Origin of the sequence: Cellulomonas shaoxiangyii (assembly GCF_004798685.1) — a bacterium.
Lineage (GTDB): Bacteria > Actinomycetota > Actinomycetes > Actinomycetales > Cellulomonadaceae > Cellulomonas > Cellulomonas shaoxiangyii.
On the sequence record NZ_CP039291.1, the window covers coordinates 126917 to 145510 of the forward strand.

General features: G+C 75.4%; 17 protein-coding genes. 9 read left to right on the top strand and 8 right to left on the bottom strand.

What is annotated here, in order from left to right; genetic code table 11:
* Nucleotides 1-7 precede the first annotated feature (7 nt).
* Genes E5225_RS00615 through E5225_RS00625 form a run of 3 tightly spaced genes read left to right on the top strand, consistent with a single transcriptional unit; the run spans nt 8 to nt 3692 of the window.
* The gene (locus E5225_RS00615) at nt 8-1558 is read left to right on the top strand and encodes a sugar ABC transporter ATP-binding protein (protein ID WP_135972561.1); all 1551 of its coding nucleotides are present in this window, start codon (nt 8-10) and stop codon (nt 1556-1558) included.
* Complete coding sequence (locus E5225_RS00620; RefSeq protein ID WP_135972560.1) at nt 1555-2637, top strand: ABC transporter permease; 1083 nt, start codon at nt 1555-1557, stop codon at nt 2635-2637. Before E5225_RS00615 ends, E5225_RS00620 begins: the two co-directional genes overlap by 4 nt.
* Entirely contained in the window at nt 2634-3692 is a 1059-nt protein-coding gene (locus tag E5225_RS00625; protein WP_208012474.1) for an ABC transporter permease subunit, read from the top strand. Before E5225_RS00620 ends, E5225_RS00625 begins: the two co-directional genes overlap by 4 nt.
* Nucleotides 3693-3858: 166 nt before the next feature.
* On the opposite strand, the gene E5225_RS00630 is transcribed toward E5225_RS00625, so the two are convergent.
* Nucleotides 3859-4716 (bottom strand): SDR family oxidoreductase, encoded by an 858-nt coding sequence (locus E5225_RS00630; RefSeq protein WP_135972559.1) that lies wholly within the window; start codon nt 4714-4716, stop codon nt 3859-3861.
* 73 nt (nt 4717-4789) lie between these two features.
* The gene (locus E5225_RS00635) at nt 4790-6160 is read right to left on the bottom strand and encodes a SpoIIE family protein phosphatase (protein WP_135972558.1); all 1371 of its coding nucleotides are present in this window, start codon (nt 6158-6160) and stop codon (nt 4790-4792) included.
* A 183-nt stretch (nt 6161-6343) separates the two neighbouring features.
* Between E5225_RS00635 and E5225_RS00640 the strand changes: the two genes are divergently transcribed.
* The 4 genes from E5225_RS00640 to E5225_RS00655 all read left to right on the top strand — a co-directional run bounded on the left by E5225_RS00640 (nt 6344) and on the right by E5225_RS00655 (nt 12608).
* Complete coding sequence (locus E5225_RS00640; RefSeq protein WP_135972557.1) at nt 6344-7375, top strand: TIGR03885 family FMN-dependent LLM class oxidoreductase; 1032 nt, start codon at nt 6344-6346, stop codon at nt 7373-7375.
* Nucleotides 7372-9066 carry an alpha-amylase family protein gene (locus E5225_RS00645; protein ID WP_135972556.1) on the top strand — a complete coding sequence of 565 codons (1695 nt, stop codon included), beginning with the start codon at nt 7372-7374 and terminating at the stop codon, nt 9064-9066. The genes E5225_RS00640 and E5225_RS00645 overlap by 4 nt, the downstream gene beginning before the upstream one ends.
* A 384-nt stretch (nt 9067-9450) precedes the next feature.
* Nucleotides 9451-10425 carry an FKBP-type peptidyl-prolyl cis-trans isomerase gene (locus tag E5225_RS00650; protein ID WP_135972555.1) on the top strand — a complete coding sequence of 325 codons (975 nt, stop codon included), beginning with the start codon at nt 9451-9453 and terminating at the stop codon, nt 10423-10425.
* A gap of 125 nt (nt 10426-10550) precedes the next feature.
* Complete coding sequence (locus E5225_RS00655; RefSeq protein ID WP_135972554.1) at nt 10551-12608, top strand: elongation factor G; 2058 nt, start codon at nt 10551-10553, stop codon at nt 12606-12608.
* A gap of 15 nt (nt 12609-12623) precedes the next feature.
* Here the strand turns inward: E5225_RS00655 and E5225_RS17660 are convergent, their stop codons facing one another.
* Both E5225_RS17660 and E5225_RS17665 read right to left on the bottom strand, forming a co-directional pair.
* Entirely contained in the window at nt 12624-13322 is a 699-nt protein-coding gene (locus E5225_RS17660) for a 4'-phosphopantetheinyl transferase family protein (RefSeq protein WP_208012473.1), read from the bottom strand.
* On the bottom strand, nt 13319-13861 hold the full coding sequence (locus E5225_RS17665) for an SRPBCC family protein (protein WP_208012472.1): 543 nt from the start codon (nt 13859-13861) through the stop codon (nt 13319-13321). Before E5225_RS17665 ends, E5225_RS17660 begins: the two co-directional genes overlap by 4 nt.
* A gap of 250 nt (nt 13862-14111) precedes the next feature.
* On the opposite strand from E5225_RS17665, the gene E5225_RS17670 reads away from it, so the two are divergent.
* A complete protein-coding gene (locus E5225_RS17670) occupies nt 14112-14957 on the top strand; it encodes a helix-turn-helix transcriptional regulator (RefSeq protein ID WP_208543836.1) in 846 nt (281 codons plus the stop codon).
* 3 nt (nt 14958-14960) lie between these two features.
* Nucleotides 14961-15872 (top strand): alpha/beta hydrolase, encoded by a 912-nt coding sequence (locus E5225_RS00670; RefSeq protein WP_135972552.1) that lies wholly within the window; start codon nt 14961-14963, stop codon nt 15870-15872.
* On the opposite strand, the gene E5225_RS00675 is transcribed toward E5225_RS00670, so the two are convergent.
* The 4 genes from E5225_RS00675 to E5225_RS00690 are packed head-to-tail and all read right to left on the bottom strand — an operon-like array spanning nt 15851 to nt 18538.
* Nucleotides 15851-16633: a DsbA family protein gene (locus E5225_RS00675; protein WP_135972551.1), complete on the bottom strand. Its 783-nt coding sequence runs from the start codon at nt 16631-16633 to the stop codon at nt 15851-15853. The genes E5225_RS00670 and E5225_RS00675 overlap by 22 nt on opposite strands.
* Nucleotides 16630-17391, bottom strand: coding sequence for a 3-oxoacyl-[acyl-carrier-protein] reductase (gene fabG, locus E5225_RS00680; protein WP_208012470.1), 762 nt, complete (start codon nt 17389-17391; stop codon nt 16630-16632). Before fabG ends, E5225_RS00675 begins: the two co-directional genes overlap by 4 nt.
* Nucleotides 17388-18290, bottom strand: a complete 903-nt coding sequence (locus E5225_RS00685; protein ID WP_135972550.1) for a 3-hydroxyacyl-ACP dehydratase FabZ family protein — start codon at nt 18288-18290, stop codon at nt 17388-17390. The genes fabG and E5225_RS00685 overlap by 4 nt, the downstream gene beginning before the upstream one ends.
* Complete coding sequence (locus E5225_RS00690; protein ID WP_135972549.1) at nt 18287-18538, bottom strand: acyl carrier protein; 252 nt, start codon at nt 18536-18538, stop codon at nt 18287-18289. Before E5225_RS00690 ends, E5225_RS00685 begins: the two co-directional genes overlap by 4 nt.
* Nucleotides 18539-18594: the final 56 nt, after the last annotated feature.

The following is an 18594-nucleotide window of genomic DNA, read 5'->3' on the forward strand; positions in this document are numbered from 1 at the left end:
GACATCGATGTCCGACAGCAACCCGCAGGCCGACGACGCCGCGGTGCGGATGACCGGCATCACGATCAGCTTCCCGGGCGTCAAGGCGCTCGACGGCGTCGACCTCGTGCTGCGCCGCGGTGAGGTGCACGCGCTCATGGGCGAGAACGGCGCCGGCAAGTCGACGCTCATCAAGGCGCTGACGGGCGTGTACCGGGTCGACTCCGGCGGCATCCAGGTCGACGGGCGCGAGCTGCGGTTCGACGACCCGAGCCAGGCGCAGGCGGCGGGCATCAGCACCGTGTACCAGGAGGTCAACCTCTGCACGAACCTCACGGTGGCCGAGAACGTCATGCTCGGCCACGAGGTCCGCCGCGGCCCGTTCGTCGACTGGCGGGCCACCCGGCGCGAGGCTCGGCGCTACCTGCAGCGGCTCCACCTCGACATCGACCCGCGGTCGCCGCTCGCGGCGCACAGTATCGCGGTGCAGCAGCTGTGCGCGATCGCCCGTGCGCTCGTCGTCGACGCGAGGGTCCTGATCCTCGACGAGCCGACGTCCAGCCTCGACAAGGCCGAGGTCGCCGAGCTCTTCCGCGTCGTGCGGACGCTGCGCGACGCGGGCGTCGCGATCCTGTTCGTGTCCCACTTCCTCGAGCAGGTGTACGCGCTGTCGGACCGCATGACGGTGCTGCGCAACGGCCGGTTCGTCGGGGAGTTCCGCACCGCCGACCTGTCCCGGCGCGACCTCATCTCGCACATGGTGGGCCGCTCGGGCGAGGCCCTCGCGGGCATCGAGGAGAAGGCCCGCGCGGCCGTCACGACCCACTCCTCGCGCGAGACGCCGCTGCTCACGGGCGTCGGCATCGGCAAGGACGGGTCCGTCGAGCCGTTCGACCTCGACCTCTACCCGGGCGAGATCGTCGGCTTCGCGGGGCTGCTCGGGTCGGGCCGCACCGAGGCCGCGCGGCTGCTCACCGGCGCCGACCGCCCCGACCACGGCACCCTCGCGGTGCAGGGCACGCCCGTGCGGCTGAGCACGCCGCTGGCCGCCCTGCGCCGCGGCATCGCGCTGTCCACCGAGGACCGCAAGAAGGAGGGCGTCATCGGCGACCTCACGGTCCGCGAGAACATCGCCCTCGCGCTGCAGGCCAGCCGCGGCACGTGGCGCCGGGTCCCGCGGCGCGAGCTCGACGAGCTCGTGCAGAAGTACATGGTCGCGCTCAACATCAACCCGCCGAACCCGAACGCGCTGATCCGCAACCTGTCCGGCGGCAACCAGCAGAAGGTGCTGCTCGCGCGGTGGCTCGCCACCGCGCCGCGGCTGCTCGTGCTCGACGAGCCCACGCGCGGCATCGACATCGGCGCGAAGACCGAGATCCAGCGGCTCGTCACGGAGCTCGCGGCCGACGGCATGTCCGTGGTCTTCATCTCCTCCGAGCTGGAGGAGGTGCTCCGCCTCAGCCAGCGGGTCGTCGTCATGCGCGACCGGCAGAAGATCGCCGAGGTCACCAACGGCGACGACGTCACGACCGAGACCGTCCTCGAGACCATCGCGAGCAGCGGGGTGCACGCCTCATGACCACGTCCACCGCCCACGCGCCCGGCGGCCGCGCCGGCACCCTGTGGCGCGAGGTCACGCAGCACGGGCTGCTGTGGCCGACCGTCGCGCTCGTCGTGCTGCTGCTGGCCTGCGGCGCGAAGAGCCCCGGCTTCCTCGACGTCACGCTGCGCGACGACCACCTGTACGGCCAGCTCGTCGACCTGCTGCGCAACAGCGCGACGCCGCTGCTGCTGGCGCTCGGCATGTGCCTCGTCATCGCCACCGGCGGCATCGACCTGTCCGTCGGGGCGGTGATGGCGATGTCGCTCGCGGTCTCGCTCACGTACCTCGACGGCGCGGCGGACCCGAGCAGCCCGGTGACGGTCGCGACGGCGCTCGCGCTCGGGCTCGGGCTGGGGGTCGTGGCCGGCGCCTTCAACGGGTTCATGGTCGCCGTGCTCGACATCCAGCCGTTCATCGCGACGATGATCCTCATGGTGGCCGGGCGCGGCATCGCGATGCTCATCACCGAGGGCCAGATCACGACCGTCACCAGCCCGCCGTTCAAGTCGCTCGGGTCCGGCTTCGTGCTGGGCGTGCCGACCCCCGTCGTCGTCGCGGTCGCGGTGTTCGTCCTCGTCGCGCTCGCGGTCCGGCGCACCGCGCTGGGCATGTTCCTCGAGTCCATCGGCATCAACCGCGAGGCCAGCCGGCTCGCGGGCGTCAAGGCCCGGTCGACGACGTGGACGGTGTACATCATCGCCGGGCTGCTGGCCGGCCTCGCGGGGATCGTCTACGGCGCCCCGACCATGGCCGCCGACGCCAACAACATCGGCCTGCTCAAGGAGCTGGACGCGATCATGGTCGTCGTCCTCGGCGGCACGCGGCTCGACGGCGGCCGGTTCCACCTCGGCGGGCTCGTCGTCGGCGCGCTGCTGCTCTCGGCGCTCGAGCGGGCCGTCATCATCTTCGAGCTGCCCAGCCAGACCACGCCGCTGTTCAAGGCCGTCGTGCTCATCGCGGTCTGCGTCGCGGCGTCCCCCTACCTGCGCAGCCGGCTGCGCAGGCCCCGGCCGCGCGCCCGCGGCACCGCCCGCCCCGTGGAGGTGGCAGCGTGAGCACCGACCAGCTCGCCCGGACGGCCCCGCGCGGCACCGGCCCGCGCGCGTCCGTCGACCGCGTGCGCGGCTACCTCGGCCGCGTCGACCGGCGCTTCCTGCCCGTGCTCGGCACGGTCCTCACGCTCGTCCTCATGCTCGGTGTCGGGCAGAGCCGCTACAGCACCGACCGGGCGTCGTTCCTCAGCATGAAGCTGCTGTCGAACCTGCTCATCGACAACTCCTACCTGCTGGTGCTGGCCGTGGGGATGACGTTCGTGATCCTCGCCGGCGGCATCGACCTGTCGGTGGGCGCGGTCGTCGCGCTCGTCGGGCTGGCGACGGCGCGGCTCTTCACCGCGGGCCTGCCGCTGCCGGTCGTGCTCGTCGTCGGGGTGCTCATCGGCACGTCGTGCGGCCTGATCATCGGCGTGATGGTGCAGGTCTTCGAGATCCAGCCGTTCATCGCGTCCCTCGCGGTCATGTTCCTCGCGCGCGGGCTCGCGAACGTCGTGAGCACCAACTCGCTCGCGATCGACGACCCGGGGTTCTCCGCGCTGGCGTCGTGGAGCCTGAAGTTCGGCGAGGGCCGCGGGCTCTGGCGCATCAACGCGAGCATCCTCATCGCGCTCGCCGTCCTGCTCGTGGCCGTCTACCTGCTGCACTACACGCGGTTCGGGCGGACGGTCTACGGGCTCGGCGCCGGCGACCGCGGTGCGGCCGTCCAGCTCATGGGCCTCAAGCCCGCCCGCACCCGCGTGTGGGTGTACGTCATCAGCGGGACGTGCGCGGGCATCGCCGGCATCCTCTTCGCCCTGTACACGAAGTCCGGTTTCAACCTCACGGGCATCGGCATGGAGCTCGACGCGATCGCCGCCGTCGTCATCGGCGGGACGCTCCTGTCCGGCGGGGTCGGGTTCGTGCTCGGCACCGGCGCGGGCGTGCTCGTGTACGGGCTCATCCAGGTCCTCATCGCGCGCGAGGGCCTCGACTCCTGGTGGACCCGGGTGTTCATCGGGGCCGTGCTGCTCGCGTTCGTGGTGCTGCAGCGCGTCATCGCGGTCCGCCGCCGCTGACGCGACCCGTCCCCTCCACCCCGCCCCCGCCCCCCGCCCCCACGGCCCCCACCCGCCGCCGAACCCGGACGTCCTCCGCACCTGCGGGGTGTCCTGCTGAGGAAGTCCGGGTTCGCGGGGCGTGGCGGGTCGGGAGGTGGCGGGTCGGGAGGCGGCGGGGACCCCGTCAGGCGAGGGCGGCGCGCAGGCCCTCGGTGAGCGGGGTCGTCGGGCGGCCGATGAGGGTGCGCAGGTGGTCGGTCGCGTCCGCGAGCTCGCCCGCGGCGATGTTCGCGTCGAGGGCGACGACGAAGCCGGCGGTGCCCTCGTCGAGGCCCGCGGCCGTGAGGACCGCCAGGTGCTCGGCGGCGTCGACGCGGCGGTACGCGACCGGGCGGCCCAGCAGCGCGGTCGCGGCGGCGGCGAGGTCGTCGAAGTCCCACGCGACGTCGCCCGTGAGCTCGTAGGTGCGGCCCTCGTGCCCCTCGCCGAGCAGCACGGCGACGGCCCCGGCGGCGAGGTCGGCGCGCGTCGCGGACGCCACGCGCCCGTCGCCGACCGACGCCACGATCTCGCCCGTCGCCGCCGCCTGCTGCAGCGTGGTGACGTAGTTCTCGGTGTACCAGTTGTTGCGCAGCACGGTCACGGGCAGGCCGGACGCCGCGAGCATCTCCTCCGTCGCCCGGTGGTCGGGCGCGAGGACCAGGGACGTCGTGTCGGCGTGCGGGGCCGACGTGTACACGACGCGCCCGACGCCCGCGCCGACGGCCGCGTCGACGACGGTCCGGTGCTGCGGGAGGCGCCGGCCCGGCTCGCTCCCGGACACGAACAGCACCGTGGAGGCGCCCGCGAACGCGGCGGCCACCGTCTCCGGGCGGTCGTGGTCGAGCGTCACGACGCGCACGCCGCGCGCCGCGAGGTCCGCGATCCGCTCGGTGGCGCGCCCGCCCGCGACGACGTCGGACGGCGTGACCCCCGCGTCGAGCAGGCCCTCCACGACGAGACGGCCCAGATGACCCGTGGCCCCGGTGACGACGATCGACATGCGTGCTCCTCGGTGGGTGGCCGGCGCCGGGCGGACTCCCCGCACCGACGACCGCCACAACCGGCGCGGCCGGCTACGCCTTCCCGGCGCCGTCCGTGGGCACCGCCGCCGACCCCGCGGACGCCGTCCCGGGCGCCTCCCCGGCGGGGTCCACCCGGACGGCCAGCAGCGCGACGTCGTCGTCCGTGCCGCCGGGGATGAACGCCGCGAGGGCCGCGTCGAGCAGCTCGTCCGGCGCGTGCGCACCGAGGGCCGCCACGCGGTCCGGGAGGCCGGCGAGGGTCGCGCGGAGCGACTCGCCGCGGCGCTCGACCAGGCCGTCGGTGTAGAGCAGGAGCACGTCGCCGGGGTGCAGCACGTCCGTGTGCTGCGGCCGGGGCGCGCCCGTGCCGTAGCCGAGGAGCATGCCGGGGCGCCCCGCGAGCAGCCGTGCGCTGCCGTCGCCCCGCACCAGCACCGCCGGCGGGTGCCCGGCCGACGACCAGGTGAGCCGTCGGCTGCCGTCCGGCGCCGCCGCGTCGACCCGCGCGACCACCGCCGTGGCCGTCACGCCCAGCCCGAGACCGGTCGCGGTGGCGTCGGTCAGGTCGAGCGCGGCGCCCGGTGCGGCGTCGTGCGTGTACGTCACGGCCCGCAGGGTCCCGCGCAGCTGGCCCATCCGCGCCGCGGCGGCCGTGTCGTGCCCCGTCACGTCCCCCACGACGACGACCGTCGCACCGTCGGGCGCCGCGAACGCGTCGTACCAGTCGCCGCCGACGTTCGTCTCCGGCGCGGCGTGCCGGTACCGGACGGCGATCGTGAGGCCGGGCACGTCGGGCGGCGGGGTGAGCAGGGAGGCCTGCAGGTGGATCGCCGCCGCGCGCTCCCGCTCGAACGCGGCGGCGAACCGCCCGATCGTCGAGCTGACGGCCATCGCGTGCTCGATGACGCCGTGCTCGGGCGGGACGGCCGGGGGCGCGTCGGCCCCCGTGGCGAGCCGCCCCGCGACGACCACGTCCGTGACGTCCTCGGCGCGGTGGACGAGGTAGGCGACGCGGCCGCCGGCGTCGACGACGGGCACGTTCGTCGTGATCCACCAGCGCTCCGCCCACGCGCCGCTCCGCTCGGGCACGTCGTACCGGTGCGGCCCCACCATCTCGAGCCGCGCGGTGCGGACGACCCGCCGGAGCGACGCCACCACGACCGAGACAGCCTCCGCACCGTCCGGGCCGACGGGGAACGCGTCGACGAAGTGCCGCCCGAGCACGGCCTCGGCGGGCCGGCCCACCGACGTGAGGAACGACTCGTTCGCGTCCAGCACGACGAGGTCGGGCGAGAGCACGACCTTCGGCGCGGTGAGCACGGCGAACACGGCCCGGTAGTCGACGTGCGCCCCGCCCGCGGGGGCCTCGCCTGCCGCGGCGTCCTCCCCGCCCGCGGCGGACGGCGTGGCCCCTGGGCGCATGCGCTCTCCCGTCGGGCCGGCGACGGACGTCGGCGACCGGGTAGGTCCGATGCCTCGGGCTTACCACCGATCAGGTGACCCCACACCCGGAGCCCGGCCCCGGCCGCCGGGCGCCCCCGGAGCCTGCGGACCGCCGCCCGCTCCGGAGGCGGGACGAGCGTCCAACCGGTAGGAACGTGCCCCATGGTGCGCGTCGGACTCCACAACTCACACGAGCAGATCCACCCCTCGGCGCTGCTGGCGGCGACCCAGCTGGCGGAGCAGCGCGGCTTCGACGCCGCGATGTGCTCCGACCACTGGGCCCCGTGGTCGGCGACACAGGGCCACTCGGGCTTCGCCTGGACGTGGCTCGGCGCGGCGATGGCGACGACCCGGCTCCCGTTCGGGGTGGTCAACGCGCCGGGTCAGCGGTACCACCCGGCGATCATCGCCCAGGCGGCGGCGACGCTGTCCGCCATGTTCCCCGGGCGGTTCTGGGTCGCGCTCGGGTCCGGCGAGAACATGAACGAGCACATCACCGGGGACGGCTGGCCGGCCAAGCACGTGCGCGACGCGCGCCTGGTGGAGTGCGTCGCGATCATCCGCGCGCTGCTCGACGGCGAGGAGGTCACGCACGACGGCCTCGTGAAGGTCGACCGCGCGCAGCTGTGGACGCTCCCGGACGTGAAGCCGCTGCTCATCGGCCCGGCCGTGTCGGCCGAGACGGCCGCCCGGCACGCCCGGTGGGCCGACGGCCTCGTCACCGTCAACCAGGCGCCCGAGACCCTGCGCGCCCTCGTCGACGCCTACCGCGACGCGGGCGGCCGCGGCGAGATCTCGCTGCAGGTGCACGTCTCCTACAACCCCGACGCCGACGAGGCGTTCCGCCTGGCGCGCGAGCAGTGGGCGGGCAACGCGGTCGGCCCGCCCGTCGCGTGGGACCTCGACACCCCCGAGGCGTTCGACGCGATCGCGCCCAAGGTGTCGGAGGACACGATCCGGCAGTCGGTCATCGTCGAGACGGACCCGGCGCGGCTCGCCGACCGGGTCGCCGCGCTCGCGGAGATCGGCTTCGACGCCGTCTACCTGCACCAGGTCGCCACCGACGCCGTCCCTTCCGACGAGAAGCACCCCGACGCGGCGCCGACGGTCACGCCCCCGGCGTCGTCGCTGGAGGCGTTCGTGGACGTCGCCGCCGAGCACCTGCTCCCCGTCCTGAAGCAGGTGCGCGCATGAGGATCCGCGACACCGGCGACCTGTGGTGGAAGAACGCGGTCGTCTACTGCCTCGACGTCGAGACCTACATGGACTGGAACGACGACGGCGTCGGCGACCTGGCGGGGCTGATCCAGCGCATCGACCACCTCGCCGAGCTGGGCGTGACGTGCCTGTGGCTCATGCCGTTCTACCCGACGGCCGACAGGGACGACGGCTACGACATCAGCGACTACTTCGGCGTCGACGAGCGCCTGGGCGACGCCGGCGACGTCGTCGAGCTGATCCGCACGGCGCGCGACCGCGGCATCCGCGTCATCGCCGACCTCGTCGTCAACCACACGTCCGACCGGCACCCGTGGTTCCGCTCGGCGCGGCGCTCGCCCGACAGCCCCTACCGCGACTTCTACGTCTGGCGCACCGACCCGCCGCCGGACACGAGCGCGGAGGTCGTCTTCCCCGACAAGGAGGACGGCATCTGGACGTGGGACGAGCAGGCCCAGGCCTGGTACCGCCACCGCTTCTACAAGCACCAGCCCGACCTCAACACCGCGAACCCGCAGGTCCGCGACGCGATCGCGAAGGTCGCGGGGTACTGGGCCCAGGTCGGCATGTCCGGGTTCCGGGTCGACGCGGTGCCGTTCTTCCTCGCGGACGCGGCGAACGACCCGCACGACGAGGTCGAGCGGCCCCACCAGTTCCTCCAGCAGCTGCGCACGTTCCTCACCCGCCGCGTCGGCGACTCGATCCTCATGGGCGAGGTCAACCTGCCCTACGAGGAGCAGGTGCTGTTCTTCGGCGACCACGACGGGGACGGCGAGCACGAGGGCGAGGAGCTGAACCTCCAGTTCGACTTCGTCCTCATGCAGCAGATGTACCTCGCGCTGGCCCGCCAGGACGCGGGCGTGCTCGCGGCGGCGCTCGAGGCGCGCCCGCCCATCCCGCACGACGCGCAGTGGGCCACGTTCGTGCGCAACCACGACGAGCTGACGCTCGACAAGCTCTCGGACGACGAGCGCCAGGAGGTCTTCGACGCCTTCGGGCCGGACGAGGACATGCAGCTGTACGGGCGCGGCCTGCGTCGCCGCCTGCCCCCGATGCTCGACGGCGACCCGCGCCGCATCCGCATGGTGTACTCGCTGCTCTTCACGCTGCCCGGCACGCCCGTGCTGTTCTACGGCGAGGAGATCGGCATGGGCGAGAACCTCGCGGCCGAGGGCCGCCTCGCCGTCCGCACGCCGATGCAGTGGACGTCCGGCAAGAACGGCGGCTTCTCGGCCGCCGCGCCGTCGAAGCTGTCGGGGCCGGTCGTGGAGGGCGCGTTCGCGCCCAAGCACGTCAACGTGGCCTCCCAGCGCCGCGACCCGGACTCGCTGCTGTCGTTCGTGCAGCTGCTCGCGCGGCGGTACCGCGAGTGCCCCGAGCTCGGCTGGGCGGAGCGCGCGGAGATCGTCGAGCAGCCGCACGCGTCGGTGCTCGCGCACCGCTGCACGTGGCAGGAGGCCTCGATGGTCGCGGTGCACAACCTCGGGCCGCACGCGGTGACCGTGCCGCTGCAGCTCGACGACGCCGACGAGACGTGCCGGCTCGTCGACCTGCTCGTCGACGACGAGCACGCGCTCGACGCCGACGGGCGGGCCGAGATCGAGCTCGACGGGTACGGGTACCGCTGGCTGCGCGTCGTGCGGCCGGACTCGCGCCGGCTGCTCTGAGCCCCGTCGTACCGACGAGGCGGTCGCGGGCCCGGCTCAGGGCCGGGCCCGCGACCCGGGGAGAACCCGGCCCGTCGGGGAAGCGGGCCGGGAGGCCCGGCCCGCCGGGGGGAAACGGGCCGGGAGGCCCGACCCGCCGGGGGGGAAGCGGGCCGGGGAGGCCCGACCCGCTGGGGGGAAGCGGGCCGGGCGGCTCGGTCGGTGGCGGATGCCACCACGTCCTGGACGCCCGTCCATTGAAGTCACGGATCCGTGACGGACATGGGACCGAGGTCCCATGAAGCGTTTCGGCGGTCGGAGCCTCAGGGGACGTCCAGGTTCGTCACGTAACGTGCCGGGGTCCGCCGCCTCACCGGGCGGGACCCGATGACGACGGAGGAACCCGTGCGCCGCACGACCACCGCTCGACCCGCCGCGCGCCGCGCCGCCGCGGCCGCCCTCGCCCTGACCCTGGGCGTCGGCCTGGCCGCCTGCTCCGGCGAGGCGAGCGACGACGCCACGACCGCAGCGCCCACCGACACGGCCTCGGCGGCCCCGGCCCAGACCGCCAGCCCCGAGGACGTCGAGGCGCTCGAGGGCGTCACCGTCGAGGGCGACCTCGGCGCGAAGCCGACCATCGGCCTGCCGAGCACGCCGTTCGAGGTGTCCGCGCCCGTCGCGCGCCTCGTCGACGAGGGCACCGGCGATGAGATCGCCGAGGGCGACCTCATCGACATGAACACCGTGTGGGTCAACGGCACCGACGGCGCCGAGGTCTCGACGACGTACGGCGCGACCCCGGAGAAGCTCCAGGTCAGCCCGGACATGCTCCCGCCGGCGCTCGTCGAGCTCCTGGTCGGCGGCAAGGTCGGGCTGCGGTTCGCGTTCGCCAGCCCGGCCGAGGGCGGCTCGACCGTCGCCGTGGCCGAGGTCATCGGCTCCGTGGCGCCGCGCGCCGAGGGCACCGAGGTCGCCGCCGTCGAGGGCCTGCCCACGGTGACGCGCGCCGAGGACGGCGAGCCGTCGATCGAGGCCGCGTCGGGCGAGGCGCCCGCCGAGCTCGTCGTGCAGCCGCTCATCCAGGGTGACGGGCCGGCCGTCGAGGCCGGTCAGACCGTCTACGTGAACTACAGCGGCTTCCTGTGGGACGGCACGCCGTTCGACTCCTCGTGGGGCCGCGGCCAGCTCTTCCCGGTGGCGAACATCGGTCAGGGCCAGGTCATCGCGGGCTGGAACGAGGGTCTCGTCGGCCAGAACGTCGGCAGCCAGGTGCTGCTCGTCGTGCCGCCGGAGAAGGGCTACGGCGAGGAGGGCTCGGGCGACACGATCCCGCCGAACTCCACCCTCGTGTTCGTCGTCGACATCGTCGGCGTCGGCTGACGCAGCACCCGCAGCACCCGCACCAGCACAGGACCGCCGGCCCCACCAGGGACCGGCGGTCCTGTCGCGTCCGGCGCCGCCGTCCTACGCTGACCCGATCAGCTCCTCCGGCGTGGGAGGCACGCATGGACCAGGCGACGACGCCCCGGATCCGCACCGTGGCGCTGGTCGGCGCCGCCGGTGCCGGCAAGACGACCCTCACAGAGGCCCTGCTGCACCGCGCCGGCGTGCTCGCGCGCCCGGGCCGCGTGGAGGACGGCACGACGGTGTGCGACCACGAGCCCGAGGAGGTCGCGCGCGGCGTCTCGCTCGCACTCGGCGTCGCGCCGTTCCGGTGGACGTACGACGACGGCGGCGCGTACGACGTGACGCTGCTGGACACGCCGGGGTCCCTCGACTTCGCCGGCTGCGTCGACGCGGCCCTCGCGGCGGCCGACCTCGCGCTCGTCGTGGTGAGCGCGGTCGACGGCGTGCAGGCGGGCACGGTGCGCGCGTGGCGGGCCGCAGCGGCGGCGGGCGTGCCGCGGATGGTCGTCGTCACCAAGGAGGACAAGGCGCGCGCCGACTACCGGCACGTCCTCGACGACCTGCGGGCGGCGTTCGGCGAGGGCGTCGTGCCGCTGGAGCTGCCGCTCGGCGAGGAGGCGGCGTTCGCCGGCGTCGCGGACGTGCTCAGCGAGGACGGCTACGCGTACGGCGAGGACGGGCGGCACCACCGCGAGCCGCTGCCGGCCGGCCTCGCCGACGAGGAGCACCGGCTGCACGACGAGGTGACCGAGGAGATCGTCGCGCACGACGACGACCAGCTCGAGCGCTACCTCGCGGGCGAGGTGCCGACGGTGCGCGAGCTCGAGCGGACGCTCGCGCACGAGGTCCGCGACGGGCAGGCGTTCCCCGTGCTGGCCACGTCGGGGGTGACCGGGGTGGGCGTCGACCGGCTCGCCGACCTGCTGTGCGCCCTCGGCCCGGGGCCGGCCGACCGGCGCGTCACGGTGCTCGCCGACGCGACGGAGGTCGAGGTCGCCGTCGACCCGGACGGGCCGGCGCTCGCGCACGCGTTCCGCACCGTCGCGGACCCGTTCGTGGGTCAGGTGACCCTGCTGCGGGTGCTCTCGGGCACCCTGCGGCCGGGCGACCGGCTGGTCAACGCGGTGACGCGGACCGAGGAGCGGGTGCCGGGGCTGTTCCGGCTGCGCGGCAAGGAGCACCTGCCGGTCGACGCGGCCGTCGCGGGCGACGTCGTGGCGGTCGCGAAGCTCACGGGCACGCCGACGGGGTCGCTGCTCGCGGCGAAGGGCAGCCCGGGCCTGCGCCTGACGGCACGGCCCCTGCCGGCGCGTCCGGCGGTGTACGGGCTGGTGCTCGAGCCGGTGACGCAGTCCGACGACGACCGGCTGTCGGCCGCGCTCGGGCGCCTGCTCGCCGAGGACCCGACGCTCGCGGTCGACCGCACGGGCGACCGCACGGTGCTGCGCGGGCTCGGCGACACGCACCTGGCGGTCGCGCTCGAGCGGCTCGCGCGCGTGTTCGGCGTGCACGTGACGACCGCGCCGGTGCCGGTGGGGTACCGCGAGACGGCCGCCCGCACGGTCGAGGTCGAGGGCAAGGTGAAGAAGCAGTCGGGCGGGCACGGGCAGTTCGCGGTCGTGCGGCTGCGCGTCTCGCCGCTGCCCGCCGGGTCGGGCGTGGAGGTCGTCGACAAGGTCGTGGGCGGGGCGATCCCGCGCGGGTACCTGCCGGCGGTGGAGCGCGGCGTGCGTGAGGCGGCGGCCGCCGGCGGGCCGCACGGGTTCCCGGTGGTCGACGTGCGCGTCGAGGTGGTGGACGGCAAGGCCCACTCGGTGGACTCCTCGGACATGGCGTTCCGCACCGCGGCCTCGCTGGGGCTCAAGGAGGCGCTCGCCACCGCGGGCACGGTGGTGCTCGAGCCGGTCAGCCGCGTGCGCGTCACCGTGCCGTCGGCGGCCCAGGGCGACGTGATGAGCGACCTGTCGTCACGCCGGGGGCGCATCACCGACACGTCGGCGGTGGACGGCGGTGAGGTCGTCGTCGAGGCGACCGTCCCGGAGGCGGAGCTCACCCGCTACGTCCTGGACCTGCGCTCGCTCACCGGCGGCCGCGCGGACCTCACGCTCGCCCCGGACCACTACGCGCCCTGCCCCGACCACCTCGTCACGCCGTGAGCGGTCCGCGCCCGGTCACTCGGGTACGGCGCTCGTCACGACGAGGTCGTCCTGCACCGCCCACGAGCCGCGGTAGCGCGTCGGTGCGCCGCCCCCGCGCGCGTGGACGGTCGCGAGCAGGGCGCCCGCGCCGAGCACCACCCGCACGTCCGCGAGCCTTATCGGTTCGCCGCCGTGGCCGCACCACGCCTTGTAGACGGCCTCCTTCGCGCTGAACAGCAGCACGGGCACGTGCGCCGCGGCCACGCCGACGGCCGTCTGACCGCGCTCGTCGGGGCGCACGACCGCGTCCCGCGTGGCGTCGGCGAGCGTGCGCAACCGCTCGGCGTCCAGCCCGACGGCGGCCAGGTCGACCGAGCGAGCGACCACCGCGGCACGGTAGCCCCGGCAGTGCGTGAGGCTGCCGACCACCCCGGCGGGCCACACCGGTGCACCGCGCACGTCGCGCGGCACGGGCGCGACGGGCGCCCCGAGCGCGGCGAGCGCGACGCGCGCGCAGTGCCGGGCCGTCGTCACCTCCCGCGTGCGGCCGGGCACGGCGCCCAGGACGAGCGCACGCTCGACGCCCCGCAGCGCCCCCACCGGGCGGCCGCCGGTGTCGACGAGGTCGCCGGTGGCGTCCGCGCCGACCGCACCGGGCGGGAGCACGGCGCGCAGCAGACGGCCGCACAGCGGGGCGCCGGCGGCCGGGCGCGTCGGTGCGCCCGTCGTCACCCGTGCACGTCGCGCTCGGCGAGCGCCCCGAGCGTGCGCAGCTGCTTGCGCATCATCAGCAGGTCGCCCCGTGCCAGCGCGGCCCGGCGTGCGGCCGGGAGCGGGCCGGGCGGGTCCTGCACGCGCAGCGCCGCGACCAGTCGGGTGTCCCCGGGGCTGCACGGCGACGGCTCCACCCGGTAGGTGACGGCGAGGTCGCCGAACACGGTGCGCGGTCGCCCCTGCCGCATGACGAGCGTCATCTCGACGTCCGGCACGAACGACTCGAGGGTGAAGATCGTCATCACCCGCTGCCCGACCTCCAGCTCCTCGCACCACGGGAGGAGCCCGCGCGGGCTGCGCCGGCCGAGGTTGTCGACCCAGTCGTAGCTGTACGGCGCCGCGCGCAGGTGGCACAGGCGGCGGAACACCGCCGGCGCGGGCGCCCGCACGTCCACCGCGCGCAACCAGCGCCCGGGCGCGTGCGCCATCAGCTCGTCGGCGCGGTAGGTCGCGCTGCGCTCGTCGGGCGTCACGTTCCACTCGGTGGCAGCGGCCACGGCATCTCCTCGGGCCGGCGGGGGAATCCGGGGCCACGGTACGACCGGATCGGTACGGTATGTCCGGCGTGTCAGCATGTTGACGGGTCCTTGCCGCTCGGTGCGCCCCCCGAGATCATCGAGCGCGGCGCGACGACCCGAGCCGTCCGGGGGGCACCTCCCGGGCGGTTCGCACGACGAGAGCCACAGCAGGACGCCCAGGGGGGACCACGTGCACGAACCGACGACGTCACGACGACATCCGCACCCGGTGCACGAGCCGTGCCGGTTCGCAGCGACCGAGCCGCACTCCTGCGGTGCCGCACCGACCGCACCGACCGCACCGGCCGCACCGGCCGGACCGGCCGGCACGGCACCCCGCACGGCACCCCGCACGGCACCGACGCCCGTACCGGGCGCCTCGCCGCTCGCCGGCCAGAGCCCGGAGGCCGTGCTCCAGTGGCTGCTCGGTGCCGTGCTGAAGGGCGGTGCGGCGGCCGTGCCGGCGGGCGACCAGCCGTCGGCCGCCGACGTGCTGCGCTCGTCCTCGAGCGTCTTCGTCATGATCGGCGACGACCTGCTCGGCACCGACGCGCTGGCGGTGCTCGACCGGGTCGGGCGCCGGCCGGCCGGCACGACCGCCCGCGTGCTCGTCCCGCCGTCCTGCACGCGCCGCGGCGCCGTGCGGCAGCTGCTCACCCGGCTGGCGACGGCGGAGGGGACACGCGTGCGCACCGCGCTGAGCAGCCTGGACGTGCTCGCGGTCGTGGCGCCCCAGGGGCCGATCATCGTCCAGCACGCCGGCGGGGTGCCCCAGCACGTGCAGTCCCCGGCGCTGCAGGCGTCGTTCCTGTGCATGGTCGAGGCCGTGTGGCAGAGCGCGACCGAGCTGGAGACCATCGCCGCGCTGGAGGACACCTCCCTGCCGCCCGAGCGCCGGGCCGCCGTGCTCGGCTACCTCGTGGACGGCGTCAAGGACGAGTCCGCGGCGCGGCTCCTCGACGTGTCCGTGCGCACGTACCGCCGGTACGTCGCGCGGATCATGGAGGAGCTGGGCGCCGCGTCCCGGTTCCAGGCGGGCGTGCACGCCGTGCGCGCCGGACTCGTGAGGAGATGACCGGTGACGATCTCAGCCCGTGCGGGCGCCTGGTACGGGCGCAGGGTCGCGGAACGCCTGTTCCACCCCCCGCGCCGCACGCACCACCGGACGCCGGCGGACCGCGGGCTGGCGTACACCGAGGACGCCGTGACCACCGACGACGGCGTGCGGCTGCACCTGTGGGTCGTGCCCGGCGGCGAGGACCGGGTCGCGGTGGTCGGCCACGGCATCGGGCTCACCAAGTCGGCCAGCCTCCTGCAGGCGCGGCTGCTGCACGAGCGCGGCTACACGGTCGTGATGTTCGACCACCGCAACCACGCCCTGTCGGGGCACGACCCGGCGCGCACCGACCTGTCCGACCGGTTCACGCGCGACGTCGAGGCCACCGTGCAGCACGCACGCCGGCTGCGCCCGGACGCGCGCACGCTGGTCGTGTGGGGCTTCTCGTTCTCCACGTTCCCGTCGTTCTGGCTGCTGTCGCGCGACCGGTGCGAGGTCGACGCCGTGCTGTGCGACAGCGGCCCGGCCGACGCGCTGGAGCCGCTGTTCGGCGGCTTCGTCGACTCCGGCGCGGTGCCGCTGCCCGGGCCGCTGCGACGCCCGGCCGTGCGTGACGCCCTCGTCGCGGCCTGCGCCGAGCGGGCCGTCGCGATGCTCGGCGCCGACTGGCCGCCGCCCGCCACGGGCCGGTTCGCGACCACGCCGATGCTGTTCCTCGCCAGCAGCGGGGACACGATCGTGCCCGCCGACCTCGTGCGGCGGCTCGCCGACCGCTACCCGCACGCCCGCACCGAGGTGGTGCGCGGACGCCACCTCGCCGGTCTCAAGGAGGACGCGGACGCGTACGGCCGGCACGTCAGCGACTTCCTCGACTCCGTGGAGCGCGCGGCGGAGCCCAGCACGGTCGACGCTCACCCGCAGCCGCCCGCGTGACCGTCCGGTGCCGCTGCGCCCGCCCCTGCGGGGACGGACGCGGCGGCACCGTCGGGCGCCGCGCGTGCCGGGTCTGCGGCGCGGGCGCGCAGCAGCGCGTCCGTCGCCGCGGGCAGCCGGTCGACCCCCCAGAACGGCTCACGGCCGACCCGCACGTACGGCACGCCGAACACGCCGTCGCGCTCGACGGCGCGCAGCTCGTCGAGGCCGGCCGCGCGCCACCGCGGGTCGGTCGACGCGTCGGCGACCGCGGGCGGCAGGCCCACCTCCTGGGCGCACCGGCGGACCACCTCCCGGTCGGCGATGTCGCGGCCCTCCTGCCACCGGGCGCGCGTCAGCCGCAGCACGAGCGCCCGCGCGCACTCCTCCCCGTCGCGGCCGTCGGCGTCCGACCGGTCCGGCCCGCCCGGGCCGCCGGGGCAGTGCCCGGCGCCCGCCGCGAGCACGGCCAGGCTCGGCACCGTCCAGTCCGGTGCGCGGTCCAGCGGCCACGTCGGCGTCAGGCCGCGCGCGGCGGCCAGCCGGGCGACGTCCCGCAGGATGTACAGGTGCTTGGCCCGGGACATCGGCGTGTACGGGAACGTGACGCCCGCGGCCTCCGCCTCGGCCCGCAGCCCGGCGTCCGGCTCGAAGAACACGCGCCAGCGCGCGGTCCGCAGCAGGTCGTGGTGGCGGCGCTGGCCGTCGTGCAGCGCGAGCCAGGAGTACGGCGAGCGCAGCGACACCCACCACGTGACCGCGTCGGCGGGGCGGGCGGTCACAGGACCAGGCCCCCGTCCACGCCGAGCACCTGGCCCGTCACGTACGACGCGTCGTCGGAGGCGAGGAACGACACGGCGCGCGCGACCTCGTCCGCGGCGCCGAACCGCGCGGACGGGATCCGTCCCCGCGCCGCCTCGCGCACCCCGTCGGCCAGGACCGCCGTCATGTCGGTGTCGATGAAGCCCGGGGCCACGACGTTGACGCGCACCCCGCGCCCGGCGAGCTCCTTGGACAGGGAGCGGCCGAAGCCGATGATCCCGGCCTTGGTGGCGGCGTAGTTGCTCTGCGTCGCGTTGCCGTGCACGCCCGCGACCGAGCTGAGGAGCACCAGGGCGCCGCGGCGGCGCTTCATCATGGAGAAGACGACCGACCGGCAGGCCACCCAGGTGCCCGTGAGGTTGACGTCGAGCACCTGCGACCACTCCTCGTCGCGCATGAGCAGCAGCGGGTTGTCGCGCGTGATGCCGGCGCACGTGACCAGGACGTCGACGGGGCCGAGCTCGTCCTCGACGCGGCTGACGTGCGCGCCGTACGCGGTGCGGTCGGTGACGTCGACGCGTTCCGCGAGCACCTGCGGGGCACCGGCGTCCTTGGCGAGGCGGACCGTCTGCTCCGCGGCCTCGTCGCGCGAGGCGTAGCAGAACGCGACGGCGTACCCCTGCGCGGCGAGACGCGTGACCACGGCCCGGCCGATGCCCCGGGAGCCGCCCGTGACGAGCGCGACGGGGGCGGTGGGGGCGTCCACGGCGGCGCTCACGGGGTCACCGCCGCGACCTCGGGCACCCGCAGGGCGTGCGCGGGACGCAGGGCCATGGAGACGCTGCCGACCGTCAGCACGGTGCGACCGCCGACGTGGCTGCTGCCGGTGACGACGACCGCGCCGTCGAGCATGCGGACCAGGCGCACGTGGTGGCGCAGCACGTCGCCGGGCCGCACGCCGTGCCCGAACGTCACGTCGGACAGGCCCGCGAACAGCATGACGTCGCCCGCGAGCACGTCGGGGTTCGGCCGCTCCCAGGCGGCCAGCACGCCCGCGCCCTGGCACCAGGACTCGAGCACGAGCGGCCACGGGTACGCGCCCGCCGTGCCCACCCCGTCGAACACCCAGTCCTGCGCGCTCACGGCCTTCTCGGTCACCGCCCAGGCGCCGGAGCGCACGGCGACCGCGCGGTCGACCAGCAGCATCGGCCACCGGTGCGGCAGCACGGAGGCGACGTCACGCGCCAGCACCGCCTCCTGGGCCGGCACGCGCGGCGCACCGTCGGGGTCGCCGAGCGCCGCTGGCCCGTCCAGCACGACCGTCACGGTGGCGACGGGGACGTCCGCGACCGTGAGGCGGCAGCGCACGGCCGTCCCGCCGCCCGGTGCCGGGGTGGCGCGCTCGACGTGCGCGGTCGTCGTGTCACCGGGCAGGACGGGTCGCAGGAAGCGCACGCGCTGCACGCCGGTCGGCCGCGCGACGCCGTGCCCCACGAGTGCGACGGCCGCCCGCGCCGCGGTGTCGACCAGGAACACGCCCGGCACGATCGGCAGCCCGGGGTAGTGGCCGCGCAGCGGCAGCAGGTCGGCGGGCCAGGTGAGCGACGCCGACGCGTCGTCCGCCGCGACGTGCAGCGGCACCCCCGTCAGGTCGACGGGCACCGGTCCGCGGCTCACCGGCTCGCCCCCGCCACCCGCTCCTCGAGCATGGCGTGCGCGCGGTCGAGGCTCGTGATCTCGCCGAGCAGCGACTCGTCGAGCTTGACGCCGTACGTGCGCTCGAGCACGACCATCACCTCGAGGGCCATGAGGGAGTCGACCTCGAGGTCCTCGCGGAAGTCGGCCTGGTCGGTCACCTCCGTCGGGTCCACGTCGAGCGTCGCGGCGATGCGGCGGCGCAGGTCCTCCTTGTCCACGGTGGCCATGGCAGTTCCCCTCTCGGTCGGTGCGGGTCTCGGTGCGGGTCTCGGTGCGGTGGTGG

Excerpts from the sequence above, each read along its gene's own strand:
- E5225_RS00630 (WP_135972559.1), bottom strand. The coding sequence starts at position 4,716 with ATGTCGATCGTCGTCACCGGGGCCACGGGTCATCTGGGCCGTCTCGTC.
- E5225_RS00655 (WP_135972554.1), top strand. The coding sequence starts at position 10,551 with ATGGACCAGGCGACGACGCCCCGGATCCGCACCGTGGCGCTGGTCGGC.
- E5225_RS00615 (WP_135972561.1), top strand. The coding sequence starts at position 8 with ATGTCCGACAGCAACCCGCAGGCCGACGACGCCGCGGTGCGGATGACC.
- E5225_RS00620 (WP_135972560.1), top strand. The coding sequence starts at position 1,555 with ATGACCACGTCCACCGCCCACGCGCCCGGCGGCCGCGCCGGCACCCTG.
- E5225_RS00635 (WP_135972558.1), bottom strand. The coding sequence starts at position 6,160 with ATGCGCCCAGGGGCCACGCCGTCCGCCGCGGGCGGGGAGGACGCCGCG.
- E5225_RS00690 (WP_135972549.1), bottom strand. The coding sequence starts at position 18,538 with ATGGCCACCGTGGACAAGGAGGACCTGCGCCGCCGCATCGCCGCGACG.
- E5225_RS00645 (WP_135972556.1), top strand. The coding sequence starts at position 7,372 with ATGAGGATCCGCGACACCGGCGACCTGTGGTGGAAGAACGCGGTCGTC.
- E5225_RS00640 (WP_135972557.1), top strand. The coding sequence starts at position 6,344 with ATGGTGCGCGTCGGACTCCACAACTCACACGAGCAGATCCACCCCTCG.